A 24,578-nucleotide genomic window follows, 5' to 3' on the forward strand; every position below is an offset into this window, starting at 1 on the left:
CAAATATACAAAAATGATTACTGCTTTTTGGGAATAAAATACATTCTATTTTCAGTACCTTTTAAAATCCTACTTATATTCTTTCGGTGTGTGAAAAGAACTAAAGAGGTTACAAAAAATCCAAAAATAATCATCAATGGATATTCTTTTCCAAAGGTTTCAAACAGTAATAAAATGGGAAAGGTAAAGGATCCAACAATAGAGGCTAAGGAAACAAAATGGAAAATAACAAAGGTAATTACAAAAAATAAAATACTTAGGAAGGCTGCGAGCGGATGCAAACAAATGACCATTCCCAATAAAGTGGCAACACCTTTACCTCCTTTGAAACTGTTAAAAGCAGGCAACAAATGACCTAATACAGCCAGAAATCCAAAAATAATTTGTAGAGTAATACAAGTTTCCAAATCTACCAAACCAATCCTATATAAAATTACAGCTTGAGCAGTTGCAAAAAAGCCCTTCCAAGCATCAATTAATAAAACAATAGTTCCAGCTTTTTTACCGAAAACACGAAAGGTGTTAGTGGCTCCTGCATTACCTGACCCAAGCGTTCTGATATCCACCCCATAAAATCGTCTTCCATACCAAACAGCTGTAGGAATGGAACCCAATAAATAACAATAGACAGAAATTAAAAGAATGAGTAAAATTAATGCCATAGAAAACGTTTAAAAAGAGAAATTAATTGAAGCCATCAATCGAAAGGCTGAAACATTGGGTCGATCCAAATAAGTCAATCGGTGGAAGGCTTGCACCCTAAATAACTTAAAAATATTATCAATTCCATAACCTGCTTCAACAAAAGGTTTGTTAGGGTCTAAGGAATCAAATGCATAATTTTCCAAAAACTTAGATCGCAAAGGATTATTCACATCCTTCATTAATTCTTGATTTGAAGACGTTTGTGAACCTACAACTGCATTTGCACTAGCGATAAATCGCCATTTCAATTTTTTAATCAATGGAATTCGATTGAAAAACAAACCTTCAAAATTATGGTTTATTTGTATGCTTGCATACTTATCACTGACAAATTCAAAGTAATTCATTGTAGAAAATGCGGATCTCACAAAAAAGAAAGTTTCATTCCCTAAGTGTGGAAATAATAAGGGAGCGGGTAAGGTAGATGGGGTATATCCTGCTGAAAAGGTATAATCTGAGTGTCCAATTTTTCCAAAATTAAAGGTCTGATAGGCCTTAAATGTCCACTTTTGATAATTAAAGTCTCCACCAAACAAATCTTTAAAACCTTGCTGATAAGTCAATGTCAAAACCGGAATACGCTTGGTGGCCAAGGTAATTCGCTCATTGCCATTCATGATAAAAGTCTCATTTTTCGCATAACGAGCCTGAATGGTCAAAAATGTTTCGTTCAAATTATCTTTAACCGGCGAGGCCAACCCTAATTCAGGTTGTATTCGATAATGGAATCTAAACAATGGATCAAAAGACCTTGTTGCCATGGAGGTATTAATAGAGAAACCTTTTACCAATTCTGAATTAAAAAAGATTTCTGAGGATCTTCTAAAAAATGCTCCGGAAAAAGCGCCCCAACGAGTAAAGGCATAGAACAGCCGATTATCCCCTATCAATTCTGGAGTCAACCCTACACGTTCAATATCATACGAATGTTTTATTCCACCTATTGTCCATTTTTTCTTTGAAAACAAATAATTAACTTCTAATTGGTACTTAGGAATTAGGTCTTTCGTTCCAAAACCAACATTACCCCGCAAAATCCAATTCTTATCAAATTTAGCATTGGTTCGAAAACCCACTCTAAAACGGGCTCCTTCCACTTTGTTTATGGCAAAAGATGAAATATAAGGTCCAACTTCAATGTCATTGAATTTTTTGTAACCACTTAAAATTAATTCGGCGATTTCAACATAAGTCTTTACCGTTGGCAAATTTTTCACAGAATCGACTAATGCAAAAGCCTCATAATCTTGGGTACTTAAGGATTCATGTCGTGCGTATTTCCAAAATTCTGGATCGGGTTCTCGGGCATCTTCTTTAACCTCCGACATCAAATCATAAAAGCCTGTTTCGTGCGGTTTATTCACCACAAAATTTTTATTAGAAACAAAAATCTTGAGAAGCATTCCAGCAGAATTTTTAGTCAATTCCTCCACATCAATCATAAATCGAGTTTTGGCAGGCAGCCAAGCACCTTCTTTAGTTTCTTCTAATTCTTGGGAAATTTTAATTTTATCAATGAAATTCAAATTCGCTTCTTTACCTACTGTTGCATCAATTTGAACCAATGCAAACGAAGTGGTATCCACCCAAATTTGTCCATTAAACAAGAGGTCCATTGAATTTTTGGGCTCATAATCAATTTGATAACACGTATGGTTATCCACTTTGACTGTGTCGCCTATGAAATACCGGTAATTTGATTTCCAGGTTTCGCCAATGGGACTAGCAAAATCCTTTCCGAAAAAGGGAACAAAATTGCTATAGAAGTTATAATTGGCAAATAGGTTACCTCCCAATAATTGAGAAACAAAGCCACCATCTTGCACACCAACACCTTTAATATTCGTTTTTAAAATATCTTCTTTTTTCCGATTAGGACTATTCAGAAAATAAAACTTAGAAATCGTTTCAGAAATATAGGTCGGGATAACCAATTTACCATCTTCTCCAGCAATTTTTTGAAATTTTCGAATAGAAGATTCCACCTCTTTCATAAATTTCTTTTCCCTAAATTTTTCTGAAATATTATCAACATCCAATTCAATTTTGGAATAGGAATCGTATTCAAACGCATCTAATTTAGCTCGATCGTTTTTTGATTTATGCGCTAAAAGTTTTTTAATAATTTTATGTGCTGGATTTTCGCCTGAATATACAATCACCTCCTCTAAGGCTTTTTGTGCAGACTCTAATTGGAAATCAATTGTTTGCGAAGCAATGCGAGCGACACTTTTCACTCTTTTTTTATACCCAACAAAGGAAACGAATAAGGAATCAGAAAGACTTTTAGCTTTCAATTCAAAAAAGCCATCAAAATTCGTGTTGGTACCATAAGGCAGCCCTTTTAAGCCAACAGAGGCAAACGGAATGGGGTCGCCATTGGAGGCGTCCGTCACTCGGCCTTTGATAGTAAATTGTGCATTTAAACCAAAAGTTATGAATAGCGTAACTACCCATAAAATAGATTTAAAAAACCTACACGACATATTTAAGAATCTAATTTTTACCTAAATAAATAAAAAATTATAACAATTTTACTCAAAATTGCTAAAATTTGTCTGTTCGTCGATAAATTTCAAGAACTTATCCAAGGCTTTTGCCCGATGGGCGATAAGATTTTTCTCCTGCATAGACATTTCTGCAAAGGTTTGGTTGAAACCTTCGGGAACAAAAACAGGATCATAGCCAAAACCACTATTTCCTCTTTCCTCTTCGATAATTTTACCTTGAATTTCGCCTTCAAATTGAATAAATTGACCCCGGTTGTGAAAGGTTAAAACGGTTACGAAACGCGCATTTTTGTTCTTATTAGTAGCTAGTTTATTTAGTAATAATTGAATGTTGGCTTTATCATTTTTTTCTGGTCCTGCAAACCGAGCAGAATAGACTCCTGGCGCCCCTCCTAATGCTTCCACTTCTAAACCAGAATCATCTGAAAGACAGGTTACGCCATATTTTGAAGCAATAAATTGGGCCTTTTGAAGCGAATTTTCCGAGATTGTTTTTCCTGTTTCAGGAATTTCTTCCTCAAGACCTAAATCAAAAACTGATTTTATTGAAAAACGGCCCTGTAAAAGGGCCGATAATTCTTCAATTTTATGTTTGTTTTGAGTAGCCAGGTAAATTTCCATGGTTAAGGAATTGGGACTTCTAATTCGAAATAGATTGGACAATAACCCGGAATAGTGGAATTTCCTGTCGTTCCGTAAGCTAAGTTATAAGGAATAATTATTTGAATTTTTTCCCCTTCATTCATCAGCAAAAGTGCTTCTTCAAATCCTTTAATAAAACTACCTGAATTCACAGATAAAGTTAAACCTGTTCCTTTATCAAAAATTGGATTATAAACTACTGCACTAGTTGCAGCATCGTAATGGTTATAGTTGAATCCAAATTTACCAACATAATTGAATTTCCCCGTATAACCGTAATCTAATTTTTTCCCTGTAGGATTCTCCTTAATTTTCTTATAAATCAAACCAGAAGTTGTAGTCTTAGCATCCAACATATTGTTGTCCGATTTCATTCGTTCTAACAATTGTGCTTGGGTCAATATTTTTACAATTTGAACATCTACTCGAAAGCAAGAATAAGCTGGGTATTGGTCTGTCGAATTACCTCCATAGGCCAAATTTGAGGGTAAAAGAAAAATTCCTTTTTCTCCAACATTCAAATAACTTAAAGGCAAATTATAAATACTATTGCTAAAACCACCTGCTATTAATGTCCTAGGTTGATTTTTTGAAGTAAATGAAGAATCAATTAATGAACCACTTAGGAGAGTTAATTTATTGTAAAACTCTATCAAATCCCCCACTTGCGCCTTTCCAGTTTGTCCGCTTGGAGTAATTTGGTAATACATTCCATCAGTAGTCTTTTGTACAGTTAAATTCTTAGACTTGATATAATTTTGAATTTCTTGATCATTATCCAAAATTTGAGCTTGATATTCATCTTTAAGACAAGATGTAAGCAATAAAGTAAGGGAAAGTAAAAAGGCGTATTTCATTTTATTTTATCTTCAACAAATTCAATTCAAATACCAATGGGGTGAAACCAGGAATGGAACTGCTTCCTTTTTCTCCATATCCAACAGTAGATGGAAATAGAATGACAGATTTTTCACCTAATTTCATTTTTTCAGCCCCCAATTGAAAGCCAATTACAGTAGAGGTTCCTCCTGAAGTCACTTGAAAAGTATCCGTTTTCGCCAAATTACCATCAAAAATTTTATCCGTAGTAAATCGACCTGTATATTTAAAATACATAACTTGACCAGATGTAGCTGCTGCTCCCGTCCCTTCTTTCAAACGAACAATTCGAATACCACCGTCTAGCACTTCTGAAACAGTATAACCTTTGTATTTTATGTATTCATTAATCAAGTCATTTTGACTTCTAACCTTTAACGACTTAATTGTTACTTTAAGAGGAGTATAGGCTGGTAAACCGGGAAAAGATTGCGAGGTTCCTGGGATACCCATTACAGCTTGCTCACCTTCCTTCATCGCACCCATAATACTTCCAAAAATTGGATTTGAAAATCCATATCGATAAATCAATGGAGAATTTGTTGCTCGATTGGTGCTATCTAACACTTGACCCGTCAACAAGTTCGCTAATTCATAATGAACAATGATGGAATCGCCTTTGCTGGCCAATTCTCCAGTAGAATTGGTTTTGGTCAAACCATAATATGCGCCATTAGCAAGTGCAACTGGAATCAAAGAGGCTTTAGAAAAATATGCCAAAATTTGAGAATTATTTTCAGCAGCTTTTACTTCATCTTCTAATTGTACATTCGACAAACAAGAAATCATTCCAATGGAAAATCCAACACCAACTAAACCCAACAATAAACTTTTTAAACGCATTATATTTTTCTTAAAACCAATAAAACGAAAGAGAATTGAAATTATTTTTTGGCGTGCAATTTAACTTCAAAAATTAAAACAGAATTTGCTGGAATCGGACCTCTTGGCTCAGCACCATAAGCTATGGCAGAAGGAATCACAAAAACTGCTTGTCCACCCGGCTTCATTAAAGTTAAAGCTTCATTAAAACCTGGAATCATTTGTCCAATTGGCATGGCCACTTCATTTCCTTTGTCAAATTCCTTTCCATCTAAGAAAGTTCCGCGGTAACTAACCGACCAAGTTTCTCCCATTTTCGGACTTTGACCAGCGCCTGTACCTTGAATTGAATACAACAACCCTGAATTCGTTTTTTGGAACGTCTTGCCAGATTTCTGTACATAAGCTGCAATTTGTGTTGGTTCCTGAGATAAACGTTGAGAAGCTTCCGCTTTAGCTTTAGACGCCTCTGCATTCATTTCTTTTTCAAATTCTGCACGAGATTGTACTTTCAAAATCTTAACAGTATATTTCAAATCTGTTCCTTTTTTCAAGAATGGAGGCAATGGTCCTTGATTTTGCGTAATCAAACTATCAATTGGCACCAAAATTGTTGCACTATCACCAGCAGCTAATAAACGAAGTCCGTTTTCAAATGCCCCTTTAAATCCTTGCAAAGGTTGGATCAAAGCTTTTGTTGGATTTCCATCCTTATAGGTGTCTTGAAGCGTTGAATCCGCATGATTTTTGATGACTACATGAAAGGTTAAAACATCCCCGTCCTTCAACTTGTGAGCCTTATCGTCGTGTTTGAAAAATTGAATTTTCACACCATCAACAACTTCTACTTTGGTATCACAAGCAGAAAACAAGGCCGCTGCTGCAAAAAGGGTAATAATTCTCTTGAACATAAAATATTTGTTTATACTATTTTTTTAAAGATTTTTTACTTGATTTATTTGGTCAAGCTGCAAAGGTAACACATCCATAAGAATTTTCTTTGCATCTTCCATATTAGATTTTGGAATTCTTCCGCCAGAAGCATTTTTATGTCCACCTCCCTCAAAATATTGGGCTGCGAACTGATTTACAGCAAATGGCTCAATCGATCGAAATGACAATTTCACTCCATCATTTCTTTCGATTAATAAGATGGCCCAAATTGCGCCTTCCACTTGCAATCCATAATTTACAAATCCTTCTGTATCTCCAGCTTGCGAATGAAACTGCTTCTGATCCTCCTCGGTTAACCACATCAATGCCAAATGATATTCAGACAAATATTCTAATCGCTTACTTAACAAATGACCTAAAAAACGCAAACGGTCAATAGAAGAAGAATCGAAAATTTTGCGATGCACTCGGTTGGTATTCACTCCTAAATCTATTAACTCAGCTACGATTTTGTGAACCTCAGATGTTGTGTTTGGATGCCTAAATGAACCTGTATCAGCCATAATTCCGGCGTACATACAAGCACCTAATTCTGAATCTATCAAACTTTTATCTCCCCAGTCCTGCATTAATCGAAAAATCAATTCACAGGTGGAAGCTGCTTTTGTATCGTGTAAATAATAGTCAGCAAAATTTTCTGGATCCAAATGATGGTCTATGATCACCTTAGGAGTTGAAGTGTTTTTAATTAAATTTGATAATCCATGAATCCGACCTATTCCCGAAAAGTCTAGACAAAAAATCCAATCAAAATCTCCAATGGAATCTTGCATTATTTGTCGATCAGCTGCCTTTTCAAAATCCAACACTTCCTGCGCTCCCTTCATCCAAGAAAAGTGATGCGGCAAACTCGATGGCAACCAGACCTGAGGTTTCAAACCAATTTTGTCGAAATAATTTTTCAAAGACAAACTAGAACCAATTGCATCAGCATCGGGATTGTAATGTGTGGTGATTAAAATCTTTTGTCCTTCTTTGAACAATTTTCTATTGGCAAGCAATGAATTCATTTCGAAATAAAGCCCTTAAATTTGGGCAATTACAAAGATACCAATAAATTTGAGAAAAAATTTACTATGCCTACCAATAGAACTTTTACAATGATAAAACCGGATGCAGTTGCAGACGGACACAGTGGAGCCATCATTCAACAAATAGAAAGCGCTGGATATAAAATTGTAGCCATCAAGAAAGTCCTCTTAACCAAGGAACAAGCTGGACAATTTTACGCAATACATAAAGAAAGACCGTTTTTTGAAAGCCTATGCAATTACATGACCTCAAATGTCATCATTCCAATGGTATTAGAAAAGGGAAATGCAGTACAAGATTTTAGAACGTTCATAGGTTCCACTAACCCTGAATTAGCTGAAGCAGGAACCATCCGCAAACAATTTGCTAAATCCATGGAAGCTAATGCTATCCATGGCTCAGATTCCGATGAAAATGCTGAGATTGAAGGGAAATTCTTTTTTTCTGAAAAGGAGTTGGAGCAAAGACTCTAAAAGCTGGGCCTCTGGCCCAGCTTTTTGTAAAACAACCACCCATTCTCCTCCTTCAACAATTCCAAATTAGGATGGTATTTCAATCGATCTTCCTCTGTTACTTTCATGATAAAATAGCATGGACGATCAAGCGATTTGGCATTCAATAATGCTTCCGCAGTGGGAGAAGGCCCTTGTTTTTGAAAATACAACAAATGAGCATAGGATTTAAATCCAAGTGTTTCAATATAAACTTTTTGGCCCAATTTGGATTCATAAAAATCAATAGGTGCTGCTTGCGTATATCCTTCAATTTTAGGCACAACAATTGCCATATAGGCCACCAATACACCAATGCCAAGGTTCATAAGTCGAAATACATTCTGAATTTTAGGCTGTTTCTTATTCAACATAAGATACCATAAACCGACCAAAAATAGAATGCCTAGGTATTTTTCAAATCCAGACCAATACACTGGGGCTTGTAAATTACCTTGTACAAATGCATCTTTAATGTAAGGCGAAAATACACTTGCAAATTGACCAATTATTGGGACAAGGGTTAGTACTAATCCAAAGATTGTTCCAACAAGCAAAAGCCCGAAGGTATAGGATTTTTTCCAAACCCAATTTCCAGATTCCCAATCAGCAAGAATTTCTGCTGATACATAGGTTAAAGGTATCCAGCAAAGGGAAGAGTAATGAACAATTTTGGTTTTTACGATACTAAATAAAATTAGAGTAACCCAAAAAAGAATTTTCATTATGAATGAAAAATCAATTTCTCCGGTTCCCTTTTTCAGCACATTTTTAAAATTGAATAATCGTGCCCCCGCCCAAATGGAAATCGGAAAACAGCCAATCAAAAGAACAACAAAATGATAATAAAAAGGTTGCCCGTGGCCAGCATCACCTGTTGTCATGAGTCGGACCTGGTAATCAAAAAAATCTTTGATTATTTGAATGCCATATTTTTGGGCAATTAAAGCATACCAAGAAGTAAAAATTAGGCAAGAAATCAGAACACTAACTATTCCAGCTAAAAATATTTTACCAAAATTCGGAATGGAGAACTTATGCCAAAGTACATAAACTGTCCATACCAATCCCCACATTAATAAGGCAACGGGACCTTTAGTCAACATTCCTAAGCCGATAAATATCCCACTCAAAACCACCGAAGCCCAATTTTCCACTTTCCACTTTCCACTTTCCACTATCAACTGCCCACTTCGCACTACTTTCCAAAATTGATACACCCCTAAAAAAATCAACAAATTAAACAATGGGTCAATGATACCTGTGGAGGCATAAAGATGTGGGGTAAAAGCTGCCAGATAGGAGAATGCCCACCAATGTCCCAATCGTGCATTTTTTTCTTTTTTTCCGATGTAATAAAAAACTACCAAAGAGATTGCCCCTATTAAAGCATTTGGAAATCGGGCAGCAAATTCCATAGATACCCAAGCGTTTTGCGTGAAGATTCCAAAAAAATCAAAACTAAGGGCTTGCAACCAAATAAAAAGCGGGGGTTTTTCCCAAAAAGGTTTGAAATTGATTTGAACACCAAGGAAATCGCCAGAAACGATCATTTCTCTTGCCGACTCAGCAAAATTCACCTCGTCCCAATCGAACAAATGGGAAGCTCCTAGAAAAGGTGAAAAAATGCACATCCCAATAAAAAACCATCCAATAAATGGGAATTTCTGTACGATTTTAAGCATGTTTTTGAAGTTTATCTGCATAAATTAAATTCATAAGCAGGGAAATCAAGCAACCCAAGGCAGCCCCAACCAAGGTATCTATGGGAAAATGTTGAAACAAATAGACTCGTGAATAGGCCACGCTAAAGGCCAAAAGACCCATCCCAATTCCCATCCATTTTTTAGGCAATAAAAAGGCCATCCAAAAATACATCCACCAAGCAGCATTTGTGTGTCCGGAAGGAAAACTATTTATTGTATTGATAAATAAACCATCTTTTAAATGCCAAGACACTTTTGCATCTGCCAAATAGGCAATAGGACGTAAGGCGCCAGAAAAGATCCAATGCTTCAAGATTTGAACAAAAAATGTTGAAATTAGGTACGAAAACACATAAGGTTTTAATAAATCCTTTTGTTTTTTCCATAGGTAAATGAGAAAAGTAAGAGGTAAAATATACTCTGCTGTTTGAGTGATTCCCCAAAAAAACCAATCGAAAAATGGTGAATTGAAAGAATTGACCAATTTCATTTGTTCTAATTTTGAAAAATTTGAAACAAATAAAATTCCCAACATTTCAAAGGTCAAAAAGGCAATCAAATACCCTAAAATTGATTTTTTGATAATTTTCATCCAAACAAAGGTCGTAATTTTTGTGAAATTCCTACAACACAACTTGCCTTTTCCAAAAATAATTGATAATTTTGCAATCCTTTTTTAAGCAAAAGAAAAAATGAAGCCATTCGCAGCCTACCAGATTCCAATCATAGCTTTGGAAAACAAGGTGTACGAATACCAAATGGATGGAAATTCCGATTTCTTCCAGGCATTTGAGCAAGAATGGATTGAAAAAGGATCTTTTAAAGTAATGGTCAAATTAGACAAATCACCAACAATGATTCAAGTCTATTTGCACATTGAAGCAGTTTTGCAGCTTATTTGTGACCGATCTTTGGAAGAATTTGATTTCCCAATCGAAGTAAATGAGAAAATTATTTTCAAGTTTGCTGATCATTCGGAAGACATGGGCGACAATCTGTATTTGTTAGACAGAAAAGAGCCCTACCTCGATTTATCGCAGGACATTTACGATTTCATTGCCTTACAAGTTCCTATGAAAAAGTTACATCCTCGATTTATCAACCCAGAAAATACATCGCAAGATGATGTGTTTTTATACACAACAGAAAAAGAGGAGGAAGCCGAAGAAAGAGCACAAGAAACGGACCCTCGCTGGAATATTTTAAAGAATTTAACAGACAAAAATTAAAAATTACATAAAATGGCACATCCTAAACGAAGACATTCGACAACACGCCGCGACAAAAGAAGATCTCACGATTTCGGCACTCCGAAGCAAATCGCTGTAGATAAAATGACAGGTGAAACACACTTATACCACCGCGCACACGTTCACGAGGGTAACTTATATTACAAAGGTAAAATGATCGTTGAAGGATATTCTGCATAAGAATCCTGATTGATTAGTTTGGATTTTTATTTTTTTTGAAAATCCCAATAAAATGCTATTTTTAAACTAAAAAAAGTACTATTTTTGTGTAACGCTTCAAATAGTCAACCTTTTAAATGAAAATAGCCGTAGACGTGATGGGTGGCGATTTCGCCCCAATTTCTGTGATAGATGGAATTTTATTGGCGATTGATTCTTTAAATTCAAACGAGAAAATACTTGCTGTTGGTCCCCAACAAACGATTGAAAAACTTTTGGCAGAAAGAAATTATTCGGGAAACCAAATAGAAATTATTTCTGCAGAACAAGTAATCGAAATGGGCGAACACCCAACAAAGGCTTTATCACAAAAACCCAACTCCTCCATAGGGGTTGGGTTTAGTCTTTTAAAAAGCGAGCAAGCAGACGTATTTGCTTCTGCTGGTAATACCGGCGCCATGATGGTCGGATCTTTGTTTTCTGTTAAAACAATCCAAGGAATTCAACGTCCCGCTATCGCAGGTTTCGTACCGCAAGTAAATGGCGAATTTGCCGTGATGCTAGATATTGGTGCAAATGCCGATTGTAAACCTGAAATGTTGGAGCAATTTGGTATCCTGGGTTCCATATATTTTGAAGCAACAACTGGTAAGAAAAAACCTCGGGTTGGCCTCATGAATATCGGAGAAGAGGAACAAAAGGGTTCAATTTTGGCTCAAGCTGCACATACTTTGCTCAAAAACAATAAAAATATCCATTTTATTGGTAATTTAGAGGGCAAAGATTTATTCAGAAACAAAGCTGATGTAATAGTTACCGATGGTTTTACTGGAAACATCATGCTTAAAATGGCTGAATCTTTTTATTTCATTATGGAAGAACAAGGGGTTAAAAACGACTTCATTGAATTGACCAACTATGAAACCTATGGAGGAAGTCCCATTATTGGAATCAACGGAAATGTAGTAATTGCACACGGAGCTTCCACACCTAAAGCCATTCAACAAATGATTAAATTATCAAAATCACTGGTAGAATCCGGGGTTTTGAAAAAAATCAAAAAGGCTTTGGAAAACTAATATTGAAACAAAATTAAAATGAGTAATAAAATTTCTGCAGCCATAACTGGTGTACACGGATACGTTCCAGATTACATCTTAACCAATCAGGAGTTAGAAAAATATGTTGATACCAACGACGAGTGGATCACTTCTAGAACTGGTATCAAAGAGAGACGAATTTTAAAAGGCGAAGGTTTAGGTACTTCCTACATGGGAGCGCGTGCCGTAGAAGGTCTTTTGGAAAAAACAAATACAAAACCAGAAGAAATTGATTTGTTAATTTGCGCAACCGTAACGCCAGATTACCTTTTCCCTAATGCTTCTAATATGATTTGCAAAGAAGTAGGTATCAGAAATACGGCTTCATTTGATATTTCAGCAGCATGTTCTGGATTTTTAAACGGTTTAGGTGCAGCCACTTCATTCATTGAATCCGGTAGATACAAGAAAATAGTAGTGGTTGGTGCAGATAAAATGTCGGCAATTGTTGATTATAAAGACCGCACAACTTGTATTTTATTTGGCGATGGAGCCGGTGCTGTTTTAGTGGAAGCTTCAGAAGATGGTTTAGGAGTTCAAGATTATATCTTAAAATCTGACGGTGAAGGTTGTGAAAGTTTAATGCAAAAAGGTGGTGGCAGTGCCTACCCTCCTACGCACGAAACAATCGATTTAGGATGGCATTACGTTCGCCAAGAAGGCCAAGCAGTGTTTAAATTTGCTGTAACTCGTATGGCAGATGTTTCCGCCGAAATCATGGAAAGGAATAATTTAACGGGCGATGATATCGCTTGGTTAGTTCCTCACCAGGCCAACAAAAGAATCATTGACGCTACTGCGAACCGAATGAATGTGGGAGATGACAAAGTGATGTTGAACATTCACAAATACGGCAACACAACTGCCGCAACAATTCCCTTGTGTTTATGGGATTATGAAAAACAATTGAAAAAAGGTGATAATTTAATTTTAGCAGCTTTTGGTGGAGGTTTCACCTGGGGTTCTGCTTTTGTTAAATGGGCTTATAATTCTTAATATTTTATTTTTATGGCAACTACAGCTGACATTAAAAACGGTATGGTTATTAATTTTAATAATGACTTATATTCAATCATAGAGTTTTTACACGTAAAACCAGGTAAAGGACCCGCTTTCGTACGTACAAAATTACGTTCTTTAACCAATGGAAAGGTAATTGATAATACATTCAACTCGGGTGTATCCATTTACCCAGTTCGTGTAGAAAGAAGAAAATACCAATACCTATATGAAGATGAGTTTGGTTACAACTTCATGGAAAACGAAACTTTTGAACAAATCTTATTAGACAAGGTGATGGTTGAAGGTGCGGATCTAATGAAGGAAGGACAAGAAGTTGAAATTTTAATCAATACTGAAACGGATAAAGCAATCTCTTGCGAGTTACCTGCTTTTGTTGAATTAAAAATCACTTATACGGAACCAGGTGTGCGTGGAGATACAACTAACACTCCGAAAAAGCCTGCAACCGTTGAAACAGGTGCTACTATTACTGTACCTATTTTCATTGAGCAAGACGAAGTTATCAAAGTGGATACGCGTACATATAGTTATGCCGAACGTGTGAAGTAATTGTAAAACAATTTCATACATTTGTAATTAGACCTTATCATATTCGAAATATATAATAAATGGATACCAAAGAAATTCAGCGATTATTGGATTATATTGCAAAATCGCCCCTAGCAGAAGTAAGTATTGAAACGGAAGGATTAAAAGTAGCCGTTAAGAAAAATTCAGAAGCTGCATCTATTGTTTATGCAACACCGGCTCCTCAAGCGGCAGCACCAGTTGCTCAAGCTCCTGCAGCGGCTCCAGCGGCTCCAGCAGCGGCGGCTCCTGCCCCAGCAGCATCTGACAACTTGGTAACAATTAAATCCCCTATGATTGGAACATTTTACCGTGCACCTGGTCCAGAAAAACCAGACTTCGTTGAAGTAGGTTCAAGCATCGAGGCAGGAAAACCAGTTTGTATCATTGAAGCGATGAAATTATTTAATGAAATCGAATCAGATGTTACAGGTAAAATCGTTAAGATTTTAGTTGAAAATGCAAGTCCGGTTGAGTTTGACCAACCTTTGTTTTTAGTGGAAAAGGCTTAATTGCTAACTTACCAATTTAATTAAAGAATAATGTTTAAGAAAATACTCATTGCCAACCGTGGGGAAATCGCATTGCGAATTATTCGTACCTGCCGCGAAATGGGAATTAAAACAGTGGCTGTTTTTTCCACTGCAGACCGTGAAAGCCTACATGTTCGCTTCGCAGACGAAGCAGTTTGTATTGGACCTCCACCAAGTCGCCAATCATATTTAAGCATCCCAGCAATTATTTCAGCTGCTGAAGTAACAGGTGCAGATGCCATTCACCCTGGATATGGCTTTTTATCTGAAAATGCAGAGTTCTCTCGCATTTGTGCAGAGCATGGCATCAAATTTATTGGTGCATCTGCTGAGATGATTAATGCCATGGGTGATAAAGCAACAGCAAAAGACACCATGAAGAAAGCTGGAGTTCCAGTAATTCCAGGCTCAGATGGCTTAATTGACACTGTTGAAGAAGCTAAAGTTTTAGCAAAAGATATAAAATATCCGGTAATCATCAAGGCAACTGCCGGCGGTGGTGGGCGTGGTATGCGTATCATCCGTGAGGAATCAGAATTTGAGAAATTATGGGATGATGCCAAAATGGAAGCAGCTGCAGCCTTCGGAAACGATGGTTTATACATGGAGAAATTTGTTGAAGAGCCTCGCCATATTGAAATCCAGGTTGTAGGAGATAAATTTGGTAAAGCTTGTCACCTTTCAGAAAGAGATTGTTCGATTCAAAGAAGACACCAAAAACTTTGTGAAGAAACCCCATCTCCTGCTTTAAATGATGAATTAAGAGCCAAAATGGGAGAAGCTGCTATCAAAGGTGCTGCAGCCATTGGCTATGAAGGTGCAGGAACCATTGAGTTCTTGGTTGACAAAAATGGTGATTTCTACTTCATGGAAATGAATACGCGTATTCAAGTAGAACATCCAATTACAGAAGAAGTAACTGATTTCGACTTAATTAAAGAACAAATCAAGGTAGCAGCAGGAATTGCCATTTCTGGACAAAACTACTTCCCTAAATTGTATGCTTTGGAATGTCGTATCAATGCAGAAGATCCTGCAAACGGATTTAGACCTTCTCCTGGTAAAATCACAAATCTTCACTTGCCAGGTGGACACGGTGTTCGTGTAGATTCACACGTATATTCTGGTTATACAATTCCACCAAATTACGATTCCATGATTGCGAAATTAATTGTTAGCGGTCAAAGTCGTGAAGAAGTTTTAAAAAGAATGAAACGTGCCCTTCAAGAATTCGTTATTGAAGGTATCAAAACTACCATTCCGTTCCATATCAAGTTGATGGACGACCCTGGTTTCCAATCGGGCAAATTCACAACTGCATTTATGGAGACGTTTGATATGTCAGGTATTTGAGAATTGGAGAATAGTAGAACATTAGAATCGGAGAATTGAAGAATTGAAGAATTGAAGAAATTTTTTATTTTCTTATATTCTCCAATTCTTATATTCTCCAATTCCTATATTCTACAATTCCTATATTCTCCGATTCTTATATTCTCATTTTCATAATTTGCATATTTGAAAACTAATTCCTAATTTTGCATTCCCAATTTTCGACTGATGCCCAAATGTTGTAAAATAGGTCAAAATCAGGAATGTTAGTGTATTCCGTCACACGAAGCAGGAAAGATAAAACATTAAAAAAGAATAGAAAGTGGATACTTTAAGTTACAAAACCGTCTCTGCCAATAAAGCAACCGTTCAAAAGGACTGGATAGTGGTAGATGCTGAAAATCAAGTATTAGGTCGTTTATGTTCAGAAATCGCGAAAATTATTCGTGGAAAGCATAAGCCTTCTTTTACTCCACACGCAGATTGTGGAGATCAGGTAATTGTTATCAATGCAGACAAAATTCGTTTGACTGGTAAGAAATTAACTGATAAAGTATATACACGTCATACTGGATATCCAGGTGGACAACGTTTTGCTACTCCAAGAGAGGTATTAGCAAAAAATCCAAGAGGTGTTATTGAAGCAGCCGTAAAAGGTATGTTACCAAAAAACCGTTTGGGAAGAGCATTGTTCAACAACTTGTATGTATATGCTGGTACGGAACACCCACACACTGCACAGCAGCCAAAAGAAATTAAATTTTAACGGAAATTTTGATCTGAAAGATCTATTCGATACAAATGGCAGAATTAACTAACAAAATAGGAAGAAGAAAAACAGCTATCGCTCGTATTTCTTTAACTCCGGGCAAAGGTGAGATCCTTGTAAATGGTCGCGCCTTCACAGAATATTTCCCATCTGAAATTCTTCAGATTGTGGTAAACCAACCATTCGCTTTAACAAATACTTTAGGTTCTTTCGACGTAAAGGCAAATGTTGACGGAGGTGGTATCAAAGGTCAAGCGGAGGCACTTCGTTTGGCTATTTCACGCGCTTTACAAACACAAGATTCTGAGTTACGTCCTCCTTTGAAGAAAGAAGGTTTCTTAACTCGTGACCCACGTATGGTTGAGCGTAAGAAAGCAGGTCGTAGAAAAGCACGTAAGAGATTCCAATTCTCTAAACGTTAATATTTATACGTTTTTATTACCGTGGAAAAGGCTTGCATGTTGCCGATGCCTTTTCCACATTTTTATTTTTACTTTTAAAACTTAAAAAATGGCACAAGTAAGCTACAAAGACCTGTTAGACGCAGGCGTTCACTTCGGTCACTTGACTCGTAAGTGGGATCCAAAAATGGCTCCATTTATCTTCATGGAGAAAAATGGTATCCACATCATTGATCTTAACAAAACTATTTCTTGCTTAGACGAAGCTTCTAACGCTATCCGTGCAATCGTTCGTTCTGGCCGTAAGGTTATGTTCGTTGCTACGAAAAAACAAGCTCAAGAAATCGTTTCTACAGAGGCAGAAAAATTGAAAATGCCATACGTTACTGACCGTTGGTTGGGTGGTATGTTGACAAACTTCGCTACTGTACGTAAGTCAATCAAAAAAATGTCGAGCATCGACAAAATGTTGAAAGACGAAACAATCATCAAGCAAATTGCTAAGCGTGAGCGTTTAATGATGACACGTGAGGAAGAAAAATTAAAGCGTGTATTAGGTGGTATTACTGACCTTACTCGTCTTCCTGCTGCATTATTCATCGTTGACGTAAAGCGTGAGCACATTGCAGTTAAAGAAGCAAAAAAATTAGGTATTCCAGTTTTCGCAATGTGCGATACGAACTCGAATCCAGATACAGTTGATTTCCCAATCCCGGCAAACGACGACGCATTCAAGTCAATCTCTATCATCGTATCTGCAATTAGTAAAGCTATCGAAGATGGTTTAGCTGAAAGAAAGCAAGATAAGGATGAGGCTAAAGTTGCTGAAGAGGAAGAAGCAAAGCGTTCAGTTGATGAGGATTCTCAAGATGCAGCGAAAGTAGCTGCGAAATACGAAAAAGAAGCAGATAACGATTAATATTAATACAATGTCAATTACAGCAGCAGATGTAAATAAATTACGCCAAATGACTGGCGCTGGTATGATGGATTGCAAAAAAGCTTTGACTGAAGCTAATGGAGATTTCGATGCAGCTATCGATTTCTTAAGAAAAGCAGGTCAAAAAGTTGCAGCTAAACGTGCCGATAATGAAACAAATGAAGGTGTTGTTTTAGTAGCTCTTAGCGGAGATCACTCAAATGGTAAATTAATTGCTTTAGCTTGCGAAACTGAACCAGTTTCTAAAGTAGCTGATTTCAATAATTTAGCCAATGATATCTTAGCTGCCGCAGTAGCAACTCACGCTCCATCATTGCACGATTTATTAGCACAACCATTAGCAGATGGTCGTTCAGTAGAAGGACACATCATTGAATTGACTGGAAAAATCGGTGAAAAAATCACTTTAGCAGCTTATGAAAATGTATCAGCTGAGAAAGTTGTTTCATACATCCACTCAAATAACAAAATTGGCGTTTTAGTAGCATTTGAAAATGTTCAAGGCGCTGATGTGTTAGAAGTTGGAAAAGATATCGCAATGCAAATTACTGCAATGAAGCCAGTTGCTCTTGATAAAGACGGCGTTGACGCTGAAACAATCGAAAGAGAAATTGAAATCGGAAAAGATCAAGCTCGCCAAGAAGGAAAGCCTGAAGCAATGCTTGAGAAAATTGCAGTTGGTAAATTAGAGAAATTCTACAAAGAACAAACTTTATTGAACCAACAATTTGTAAAAGATTCTTCTATCAATATCAAACAATTGTTAGAGCAAACACAAAAAGGATTAACAATCACTTCTTTCAAAAGAATTGCATTAGCTTAATTTTTGAAATAGTGTGACAAAAAAGACCACCTCAATCGGTGGTCTTTTTTTTGTCTTTACAATTTCCCAAAGTTTATTTATCTTGTAGTAAATTTCATCTAAATTTCGTCAATGGCAAAAATTGCAATCCTCGGGGGAGGGGAAAGTGGTGTAGGTGCAGCTTTACTTGCACAATCGAAAGGATTCGAGGTTTTCCTGTCTGATTCAGGCATTCTGAAAGATGAATACCAATTAACACTTACCAATAATAATATCCCGTTTGAATCGGGTCAACATACTTTGTCAAAAATCCTGGATGCAAATGAAATAATCATTTCTCCAGGTATTCCAGAAAAAGCAGATATCGTCAAAGAAATTAAGAAATTAAATATCTCATTAGTTTCTGAAATTGAATTTGCCTCTAGATATACCTCTGCAAAAATTATTGCTATTACAGGAAGTAATGGTAAAACAACCACTACCCTTTTAACCTATCACTTGCTAAAAGAAGCTGGACTAAAAGTGGGACTAGCAGGAAATATAGGTCAAAGTTTTGCAAAACAAGTACTGGATAACCAAATGGACTATTTTGTTATCGAAATTTCTAGCTTCCAATTGGATAGATGTTTTAAATTCAAACCAGATGTTTCAATTTTGTTAAACATTACTCCAGATCATCTAGACAGATACGAATATAAGTTTGAAAATTATATTCAATCCAAATTACGTATTTTCCAAAATGCTAGTGACGAATCTCAAAATATTATTTGGGAGGATGATGAAGTATTAATTTCTCATAAAAATCAATTGCCTTCCAAAAATCTTCAAACAATTAGTTTTAAGAATAAAAATGCAACTGCATTTATTCAAGATCAGCAAATTGAATATTCAGGTAATTGGAGTTTGAATAAAAAGGACTCGCCAATAAAAGGTCCACACAATGCCATAAATTTATCCGCAGCTATTTTGGCAGCACAAGCAGTTGGAATATCTCGAGAACAAATTTTAAAGGCATTACCAACTTTCATCAATGCAGAACATCGCTTAGAACCCTGTGGAATTTGGAATGGTGTAGAATTTATCAACGATTCAAAAGCAACCAATGTAGATGCCGTATTTTATGCCTTAAATAGCTTTGAGAAGGGCATAATCCTTATCATTGGTGGTGTTGACAAAGGAAATGATTATTCAGTTTTAGATAATTTAGTAAAGAAAAGAGTCAAAGGAATTGTTTGTTTAGGGACGGATAATGAAAAACTTATTGCTCATTTTGGACCTAAAATCTCAACGATAATATCTACAACTTCCCTCAAAGAAGCTGTAGAAACCAGTGCCAAATGGGCCATTGAAGGTGACACCATTTTGCTTTCCCCCGCTTGCGCTAGTTTTGACCTCTTTAAAAATTACGAAGACAGAGGTAAGCAATTTAAAGAAACAGTAAAAAATTTCATCCATGCACAGAATTAAATCTTTCAAACTTGAAGAGTACATCAAAGGAGACTACCAAATTTGGTTTATTGTTATCCTTTTAAACTTATTTGGATTTTTAGTTCAGTTTTCTGCTAAGGGTAGAATTACTATGGACTCACCCATTGACCCGATTGCGTCCCTCATAAAACCCATTGGGATTTTAATTGTGTCTTTTTGGATCATGGCTTTTTTTTCCAGACAAGATTATTTCAAATTTTCAAAATTTGCAGAAATAGGTCTTTACACTTCTTGGTTGCTCATTTTCATTGCTTATCAATTTGGAACAAGTAAAGGTGGTGCCAGTAGGTGGATTGAATTAGGTCCCATCTCTTTCATGCCATCTGATATGGCTAAACTATTTCTCACTGCAAGCCTGGCCAAAGATTTTTCAAAAAAACAGGTAGTGGAATATACGCCCATCAACCTAATTGTAATTATATTAAAAGTTGGTATTACCTGCTTTCTTATAATGCTATCAAATTTTTCAACTTCTGTTCTTGTATTTGGCTCAAGTTTGGTTTTGATGTTTTTTGGTAGAGTTCCGTATAAACACATTGGATCAATTATTGTAGTTTTTGTGAGCATGGTAGGAATCGTGGTGATGTTAGGTTTAGGTCAAAGAGCTCAAACCATTCAATCGCGTATCAAAAACTTCTTAGAGCGTAGAGAAACCTCCAAAGAATTAAACATTGATAAAAAACAAGGAGAAGATTACCAAATTACAAGGAGCTTGTATGCCATAGCAACAGGTGGAAAATCCCCAAAAGGCCCAGGAAAAAGTCAACAAAAATATTTTTTATCTCAAGCTGAATCCGATTTTATATTTGCCATAATCATTGAAGAATATGGCATTGTGGCAGCTATTTGTATTCCATTGTTATTTTTACTTCTACTTTATAGAGGTGCAAAATCACTCCAAGAATCCATGGCACCATTTGGTGGACTTTTAGCGGCAGGCCTAACCTCATCAATTGTTTTCCAAGCATTCATCAACATGTTTGTATCTGTAGACGCTGGACCGGTAACTGGGCAACCCATGCCGATGATTTCTGCCGGAGGAACTTCCCTAATTTTTACAGCCATGTCTATTGGTTTAATTTTGGCTGTAAGCGAGGACAAAAAGAAACAAAGCAAATTAAAAGAAGTTTAAAGTGAGTATTCAACGCGTAATTATTTCTGGTGGAGGAACAGGTGGACATATTTATCCGGCCATTGCAATTGCAAACGCTCTTCAAGAACAAAATCCTACAATTGAGATTTTATTTGTTGGCGCCGAAGGGAAAATGGAAATGGAGAAGGTTCCTAAGGCAGGATACCAAATAATTGGGCTACCCATCGTTGGCATCAATCGCTCCAATCCACTTAAAAATCTTTTGTTTCCTTTCAAATTAGCTAGTAGTTTTAATAAGGCTATGCAAATTATAAAGGACTTTAATCCTGATATTGCCATTGGAGTTGGAGGATATGCCTCAGGACCACTTTTGTTGGCAGCAAGCCTTAAAAATATCCCTATTTTCATACAAGAACAAAATTCATTTGCAGGAATTACCAATAAATTTTTGGCAAAAAAGGCAAAAAAAATATTTGTTGCATACCCCAATATGGAACGATTTTTCCCAAAAGAAAAAATAAATTGGCTAGGAAATCCCGTTCGAAAAGACTTGATTCAATTGGATGGCAAAAAAGAAAAAGCAGTAGATTTATTTAAATTATCTGCCAATAAACCCTGTTTATTGGTTATTGGTGGGTCTCAAGGTGCAAGAAGCATCAACAAAGCCATTGCCGAAAACATTTCAAAAATAGCTTCATCCAATATCCAACTGATTTGGCAAACGGGTGTAGGCTTTGAAAAAGAAGCAAAAGAAATTGTAAACAAACATCCAAATTTAGAAGCTTACGTTTCGGCTTTTATATATGAAATGGATTTAGCCTATGCTGCTGCAGACTTAGTTTGTTCACGCGCAGGAGCTCTTTCTGTTTCAGAAATCTGTTTAGCTGGTAAACCTAGTATCCTAGTGCCTTTTCCCGCAGCCGCAGAAGATCACCAAACCGAAAACGCCAGAAGTCTAGAAAAAGAAGGTGCTGCCATTTTAGTGAAAGATTCTGAAGCTTCTCTAAAAATGGTGGATGAGGCTTTAAAAATAATGCAACAACCTGAAAACCTTCAGAAAATAGGATTTGCTGCTAAAAAACTTGGAAAACCAATGGCCTCAACAGAAATTGCTCAACAAATTTTACAATCAATCAACTAATCACATGAATCCAAAAATAGAACTAAATAAAGTAAAATTTGTATATTTTTTAGGTATTGGAGGAATTGGGATGTCTGCCATTGCACGTTGGTTCTTGAAAAATGGGATTCAAGTTTCTGGTTATGATAAAACCCCAAGTACCTTAACAAATACACTTTCTGAGGAAGGCATAAATATTCATTACGAAGATGATGTACGTTGTATCCCTCAGGAAATTTTAATAAACAGAGACTCTTGTATTTTCATATATACCCCAGCAATCCCTAAAGACCATTTAGAAAAGAATTTTTTACTAGATCAAGGAATACCTCTCTATAAACGTTCAGAAATATTAGGTTGGATAACTGAGCAGATTCCGACTTTAGCAGTTGCCGGCACACATGGTAAAACAACTACTTCCTCCCTGTTGACACATATTTTGAAAAATGCGAACAAAAATGTTACTGCATTTTTAGGAGGAATTACCCAAAATTATGGAACTAATTTCCTTCCAAATGAAGGTCCAGAAGACATAATTTGCGTGGTTGAGGCAGATGAATACGATCGATCGTTCTTAACACTATTTCCTTATGCTGCAGCAGTAACTTCAACGGATGCTGATCATTTAGATATTTATGGTGACGACTCTTCAGTGAAAGAATCCTTTCAACTTTTTGTAAATCAAATCCAAAATGAAGGATATTTGATTCAAAAGAATGGTCTAGGCCTAAAATCAAGTATAAATCAAGATTCATTTGGTTTAGAAAATGGGAATTTCCATGCCCGAAATATTCGCATAGAAAACCATAGAATGGTTTTTGATATGGTTTATCCAAATGGAATCATTAGTGACATTCCTATGAGAATTCCGGGATTCCATAACATTGAAAATGCCCTAGCTGCAAGTGCCTTGGCGATGCAAGTGGGAGTTTCGGCTGAAGAAATAAAAGAAGGAATTGCTAGTTTCAAAGGGGTAAAAAGGAGATTTGAATACCATTTAGAGAGTAATGAGCATGTATTTATTGATGATTATGCGCACCATCCTACCGAAATAACTGCATGCCTAAAATCAATAAAGGCGCTTTATCCAAACGAAAAATTAACAGCCATTTTTCAACCTCATTTATTTTCCAGAACCAAAGATTTCTTGGAAGATTTTGCGGAAAGCCTGACACTGGCAGATGAAGTTTATTTATTAGATATTTACCCAGCTCGAGAATTACCCATACCTGGAATTAATTCTGAATTATTATTGAGCAAAATTAATCACCCGAACAAGCAAGTGATTTCCAAAAAAGATTTTGTTCAAAAAATGAAAATCGACAAACCCAAATTATTAGTTACTATGGGGGCGGGCGATATCGATACTATTTTGGGCGATATCAAAAATGCCATAATTTCCTTGTAAATTTGTAGGATGCAAAGTAGAAATGTACGCTTTATTAAACGAGTAATCTCCCTGGTAATTTTATTGATTATTTGGGTGGGCGCTATCGTTTACGCTGAAATTTCCTACAAAGAAATTACTTGCACAGGAGTTTCCGTAAAAATTGAATCGGAAAATGAGAAATCCTTACTGAATAAAAATGACATAAACGAGGTGGTAACCAGTCAGGGAACTCAATATTATCTCGATAAACCGTTGGACGAGATTTCCCTAAAAAAAATGGAAGATCGCGTCAAACGAATTCCATTAGTTAAAGAATGTGAAGCACATGTAGATTTTAGTGGAAAAATAGTATTATCCGTTCAAGAATATAGCCCAATAGCTCGAATATTAAATAGAACCTTAGGCACCAATGAGCAACCCGACCAGTACGTAACTAATGATGGTGAATTTATTGGCACTAGCTCACTTTTTACGCCAAGGGTTTTAGTTGTTTCGGGGCCCTACTTTGAAAATTACAGAAAAGACCTTAAGGACGAAAAATCAAAAACCTTATTACCACTTTTCAAATTTATTAATTCTGATGAATTTTGGAAGGCACAAATTGCTGAGGTAGAAGTGGCAAGAGATGGAGGTATCGTTTTATACTCGACCATAGGCAATACCAAAATTGATTTTGGACTACCAATTCATATTGATTCAAAATTCAAAAAATTAGCAGTTTTTTATAAACAAATTGTTCCAAATAAGGGTTGGAATAAATACGAGTGGGTTCGTTTAAAATATAAGAATCAGCTTATTTGTGAATAATTTTTAAAATCAGTATTTTTAAGTTTTAGTTGTCATCACATCTTTTGTGTGTTCATTTTAATA

Annotated in this window: 26 protein-coding genes; 17 read left to right on the plus strand and 9 right to left on the minus strand. The window is 36.1% G+C overall.

Translation table 11 applies throughout. The features are described 5' to 3' along the window. Positions 1-17: 17 nt before the first annotated feature. Genes plsY through EOJ36_RS07830 form a run of 7 tightly spaced genes read right to left on the minus strand, consistent with a single transcriptional unit; the run spans position 18 to position 7,522 of the window. Positions 18-662 (minus strand): glycerol-3-phosphate 1-O-acyltransferase PlsY, encoded by a 645-nt coding sequence (gene plsY, locus EOJ36_RS07800; RefSeq protein ID WP_127804057.1) that lies wholly within the window; start codon positions 660-662, stop codon positions 18-20. A 9-nt stretch (positions 663-671) separates the two neighbouring features. Continuing rightward, the gene (locus tag EOJ36_RS07805; protein ID WP_127804059.1) at positions 672-3,191 is read right to left on the minus strand and encodes a DUF5686 and carboxypeptidase-like regulatory domain-containing protein; all 2,520 of its coding nucleotides are present in this window, start codon (positions 3,189-3,191) and stop codon (positions 672-674) included. Positions 3,192-3,239: 48 nt separating this feature from the next. Beyond that, a complete protein-coding gene (gene rdgB, locus EOJ36_RS07810) occupies positions 3,240-3,836 on the minus strand; it encodes an RdgB/HAM1 family non-canonical purine NTP pyrophosphatase (RefSeq protein ID WP_127804061.1) in 597 nt (198 codons plus the stop codon). A gap of 2 nt (positions 3,837-3,838) precedes the next feature. Next, positions 3,839-4,714: an FKBP-type peptidyl-prolyl cis-trans isomerase gene (locus EOJ36_RS07815; protein WP_127804063.1), complete on the minus strand. Its 876-nt coding sequence runs from the start codon at positions 4,712-4,714 to the stop codon at positions 3,839-3,841. Position 4,715: 1 nt separating this feature from the next. Continuing rightward, entirely contained in the window at positions 4,716-5,579 is an 864-nt protein-coding gene (locus EOJ36_RS07820) for an FKBP-type peptidyl-prolyl cis-trans isomerase (protein ID WP_127804065.1), read from the minus strand. 41 nt (positions 5,580-5,620) lie between these two features. Beyond that, positions 5,621-6,469, minus strand: coding sequence for an FKBP-type peptidyl-prolyl cis-trans isomerase (locus tag EOJ36_RS07825; protein ID WP_127804067.1), 849 nt, complete (start codon positions 6,467-6,469; stop codon positions 5,621-5,623). A gap of 24 nt (positions 6,470-6,493) precedes the next feature. Continuing rightward, positions 6,494-7,522 (minus strand): DHH family phosphoesterase, encoded by a 1,029-nt coding sequence (locus tag EOJ36_RS07830; RefSeq protein WP_127804069.1) that lies wholly within the window; start codon positions 7,520-7,522, stop codon positions 6,494-6,496. 66 nt (positions 7,523-7,588) lie between these two features. Here EOJ36_RS07830 and ndk point away from each other — a divergent pair, with 66 nt between their 5' ends. Further along, positions 7,589-8,017 (plus strand): nucleoside-diphosphate kinase, encoded by a 429-nt coding sequence (gene ndk, locus EOJ36_RS07835; RefSeq protein ID WP_127804071.1) that lies wholly within the window; start codon positions 7,589-7,591, stop codon positions 8,015-8,017. Here the strand turns inward: ndk and EOJ36_RS07840 are convergent. Both EOJ36_RS07840 and EOJ36_RS07845 read right to left on the minus strand, forming a co-directional pair. Then, complete coding sequence (locus EOJ36_RS07840) at positions 8,014-9,720, minus strand: ArnT family glycosyltransferase (RefSeq protein WP_127804073.1); 1,707 nt, start codon at positions 9,718-9,720, stop codon at positions 8,014-8,016. The two genes, ndk and EOJ36_RS07840, sit on opposite strands and share 4 nt — an antisense overlap. Next, entirely contained in the window at positions 9,713-10,333 is a 621-nt protein-coding gene (locus tag EOJ36_RS07845) for a phosphatase PAP2 family protein (RefSeq protein WP_127804075.1), read from the minus strand. The genes EOJ36_RS07840 and EOJ36_RS07845 overlap by 8 nt, the downstream gene beginning before the upstream one ends. Before the next feature lie 100 nt (positions 10,334-10,433). Here EOJ36_RS07845 and EOJ36_RS07850 point away from each other — a divergent pair, with 100 nt between their 5' ends. The 16 genes from EOJ36_RS07850 to EOJ36_RS07925 all read left to right on the plus strand — a co-directional run bounded on the left by EOJ36_RS07850 (position 10,434) and on the right by EOJ36_RS07925 (position 24,515). Next, the gene (locus EOJ36_RS07850; protein ID WP_127804077.1) at positions 10,434-10,970 is read left to right on the plus strand and encodes a YceD family protein; all 537 of its coding nucleotides are present in this window, start codon (positions 10,434-10,436) and stop codon (positions 10,968-10,970) included. A 12-nt stretch (positions 10,971-10,982) separates the two neighbouring features. Continuing rightward, positions 10,983-11,171: a 50S ribosomal protein L32 gene (rpmF, locus tag EOJ36_RS07855; protein WP_127804079.1), complete on the plus strand. Its 189-nt coding sequence runs from the start codon at positions 10,983-10,985 to the stop codon at positions 11,169-11,171. Between the two features lie 116 nt (positions 11,172-11,287). Further along, a complete protein-coding gene (gene plsX, locus EOJ36_RS07860; RefSeq protein ID WP_127804081.1) occupies positions 11,288-12,229 on the plus strand; it encodes a phosphate acyltransferase PlsX in 942 nt (313 codons plus the stop codon). Between the two features lie 18 nt (positions 12,230-12,247). Then, on the plus strand, positions 12,248-13,246 hold the full coding sequence (locus EOJ36_RS07865) for a beta-ketoacyl-ACP synthase III (protein WP_127804083.1): 999 nt from the start codon (positions 12,248-12,250) through the stop codon (positions 13,244-13,246). 12 nt (positions 13,247-13,258) lie between these two features. Further along, on the plus strand, positions 13,259-13,822 hold the full coding sequence (gene efp, locus EOJ36_RS07870) for an elongation factor P (RefSeq protein ID WP_127804085.1): 564 nt from the start codon (positions 13,259-13,261) through the stop codon (positions 13,820-13,822). Positions 13,823-13,881: 59 nt separating this feature from the next. After that, positions 13,882-14,352 carry an acetyl-CoA carboxylase biotin carboxyl carrier protein gene (accB, locus tag EOJ36_RS07875; protein WP_127804087.1) on the plus strand — a complete coding sequence of 157 codons (471 nt, stop codon included), beginning with the start codon at positions 13,882-13,884 and terminating at the stop codon, positions 14,350-14,352. Between the two features lie 30 nt (positions 14,353-14,382). Next, complete coding sequence (gene accC, locus EOJ36_RS07880) at positions 14,383-15,726, plus strand: acetyl-CoA carboxylase biotin carboxylase subunit (RefSeq protein ID WP_127804089.1); 1,344 nt, start codon at positions 14,383-14,385, stop codon at positions 15,724-15,726. A 301-nt stretch (positions 15,727-16,027) separates the two neighbouring features. Further along, positions 16,028-16,471 carry a 50S ribosomal protein L13 gene (gene rplM / locus EOJ36_RS07885; protein WP_127804091.1) on the plus strand — a complete coding sequence of 148 codons (444 nt, stop codon included), beginning with the start codon at positions 16,028-16,030 and terminating at the stop codon, positions 16,469-16,471. A 35-nt stretch (positions 16,472-16,506) separates the two neighbouring features. After that, positions 16,507-16,896, plus strand: coding sequence for a 30S ribosomal protein S9 (rpsI, locus tag EOJ36_RS07890; RefSeq protein WP_127804093.1), 390 nt, complete (start codon positions 16,507-16,509; stop codon positions 16,894-16,896). A gap of 88 nt (positions 16,897-16,984) precedes the next feature. Beyond that, positions 16,985-17,794 carry a 30S ribosomal protein S2 gene (rpsB, locus tag EOJ36_RS07895; protein ID WP_127804095.1) on the plus strand — a complete coding sequence of 270 codons (810 nt, stop codon included), beginning with the start codon at positions 16,985-16,987 and terminating at the stop codon, positions 17,792-17,794. Between the two features lie 10 nt (positions 17,795-17,804). Beyond that, a complete protein-coding gene (gene tsf, locus EOJ36_RS07900; protein ID WP_127804097.1) occupies positions 17,805-18,638 on the plus strand; it encodes a translation elongation factor Ts in 834 nt (277 codons plus the stop codon). A 111-nt stretch (positions 18,639-18,749) separates the two neighbouring features. After that, the gene (gene murD, locus EOJ36_RS07905; RefSeq protein ID WP_127804099.1) at positions 18,750-20,084 is read left to right on the plus strand and encodes a UDP-N-acetylmuramoyl-L-alanine--D-glutamate ligase; all 1,335 of its coding nucleotides are present in this window, start codon (positions 18,750-18,752) and stop codon (positions 20,082-20,084) included. Beyond that, positions 20,071-21,237 (plus strand): FtsW/RodA/SpoVE family cell cycle protein, encoded by a 1,167-nt coding sequence (locus EOJ36_RS07910; RefSeq protein WP_127804101.1) that lies wholly within the window; start codon positions 20,071-20,073, stop codon positions 21,235-21,237. The genes murD and EOJ36_RS07910 overlap by 14 nt, the downstream gene beginning before the upstream one ends. Position 21,238: 1 nt before the next feature. Continuing rightward, on the plus strand, positions 21,239-22,339 hold the full coding sequence (gene murG / locus EOJ36_RS07915) for an undecaprenyldiphospho-muramoylpentapeptide beta-N-acetylglucosaminyltransferase (RefSeq protein ID WP_394342709.1): 1,101 nt from the start codon (positions 21,239-21,241) through the stop codon (positions 22,337-22,339). Positions 22,340-22,343: 4 nt separating this feature from the next. Further along, the gene (murC, locus tag EOJ36_RS07920) at positions 22,344-23,726 is read left to right on the plus strand and encodes a UDP-N-acetylmuramate--L-alanine ligase (protein WP_238944439.1); all 1,383 of its coding nucleotides are present in this window, start codon (positions 22,344-22,346) and stop codon (positions 23,724-23,726) included. Between the two features lie 9 nt (positions 23,727-23,735). Then, positions 23,736-24,515: a cell division protein FtsQ/DivIB gene (locus EOJ36_RS07925; RefSeq protein ID WP_127804103.1), complete on the plus strand. Its 780-nt coding sequence runs from the start codon at positions 23,736-23,738 to the stop codon at positions 24,513-24,515. Positions 24,516-24,578: the final 63 nt, after the last annotated feature.

Source organism: Sandaracinomonas limnophila (assembly GCF_004005965.1).
Classification (GTDB): domain Bacteria; phylum Bacteroidota; class Bacteroidia; order Cytophagales; family Spirosomataceae; genus Sandaracinomonas; species Sandaracinomonas limnophila.

Coding starts and splice junctions, on each gene's coding strand:
- plsY (WP_127804057.1), bottom strand. CDS start 662: ATGGCATTAATTTTACTCATTCTTTTAATTTCTGTCTATTGTTATTTA.
- EOJ36_RS07805 (WP_127804059.1), bottom strand. CDS start 3,191: ATGTCGTGTAGGTTTTTTAAATCTATTTTATGGGTAGTTACGCTATTC.
- rdgB (WP_127804061.1), bottom strand. CDS start 3,836: ATGGAAATTTACCTGGCTACTCAAAACAAACATAAAATTGAAGAATTA.
- EOJ36_RS07815 (WP_127804063.1), bottom strand. CDS start 4,714: ATGAAATACGCCTTTTTACTTTCCCTTACTTTATTGCTTACATCTTGT.
- EOJ36_RS07820 (WP_127804065.1), bottom strand. CDS start 5,579: ATGCGTTTAAAAAGTTTATTGTTGGGTTTAGTTGGTGTTGGATTTTCC.
- EOJ36_RS07825 (WP_127804067.1), bottom strand. CDS start 6,469: ATGTTCAAGAGAATTATTACCCTTTTTGCAGCAGCGGCCTTGTTTTCT.
- EOJ36_RS07830 (WP_127804069.1), bottom strand. CDS start 7,522: ATGAATTCATTGCTTGCCAATAGAAAATTGTTCAAAGAAGGACAAAAG.
- ndk (WP_127804071.1), top strand. CDS start 7,589: ATGCCTACCAATAGAACTTTTACAATGATAAAACCGGATGCAGTTGCA.
- EOJ36_RS07840 (WP_127804073.1), bottom strand. CDS start 9,720: ATGCTTAAAATCGTACAGAAATTCCCATTTATTGGATGGTTTTTTATT.
- EOJ36_RS07845 (WP_127804075.1), bottom strand. CDS start 10,333: ATGAAAATTATCAAAAAATCAATTTTAGGGTATTTGATTGCCTTTTTG.
- EOJ36_RS07850 (WP_127804077.1), top strand. CDS start 10,434: ATGAAGCCATTCGCAGCCTACCAGATTCCAATCATAGCTTTGGAAAAC.
- rpmF (WP_127804079.1), top strand. CDS start 10,983: ATGGCACATCCTAAACGAAGACATTCGACAACACGCCGCGACAAAAGA.
- plsX (WP_127804081.1), top strand. CDS start 11,288: ATGAAAATAGCCGTAGACGTGATGGGTGGCGATTTCGCCCCAATTTCT.
- EOJ36_RS07865 (WP_127804083.1), top strand. CDS start 12,248: ATGAGTAATAAAATTTCTGCAGCCATAACTGGTGTACACGGATACGTT.
- efp (WP_127804085.1), top strand. CDS start 13,259: ATGGCAACTACAGCTGACATTAAAAACGGTATGGTTATTAATTTTAAT.
- accB (WP_127804087.1), top strand. CDS start 13,882: ATGGATACCAAAGAAATTCAGCGATTATTGGATTATATTGCAAAATCG.
- accC (WP_127804089.1), top strand. CDS start 14,383: ATGTTTAAGAAAATACTCATTGCCAACCGTGGGGAAATCGCATTGCGA.
- rpsI (WP_127804093.1), top strand. CDS start 16,507: ATGGCAGAATTAACTAACAAAATAGGAAGAAGAAAAACAGCTATCGCT.
- rpsB (WP_127804095.1), top strand. CDS start 16,985: ATGGCACAAGTAAGCTACAAAGACCTGTTAGACGCAGGCGTTCACTTC.
- tsf (WP_127804097.1), top strand. CDS start 17,805: ATGTCAATTACAGCAGCAGATGTAAATAAATTACGCCAAATGACTGGC.
- murD (WP_127804099.1), top strand. CDS start 18,750: ATGGCAAAAATTGCAATCCTCGGGGGAGGGGAAAGTGGTGTAGGTGCA.
- EOJ36_RS07910 (WP_127804101.1), top strand. CDS start 20,071: ATGCACAGAATTAAATCTTTCAAACTTGAAGAGTACATCAAAGGAGAC.
- murC (WP_238944439.1), top strand. CDS start 22,344: ATGAATCCAAAAATAGAACTAAATAAAGTAAAATTTGTATATTTTTTA.
- EOJ36_RS07925 (WP_127804103.1), top strand. CDS start 23,736: ATGCAAAGTAGAAATGTACGCTTTATTAAACGAGTAATCTCCCTGGTA.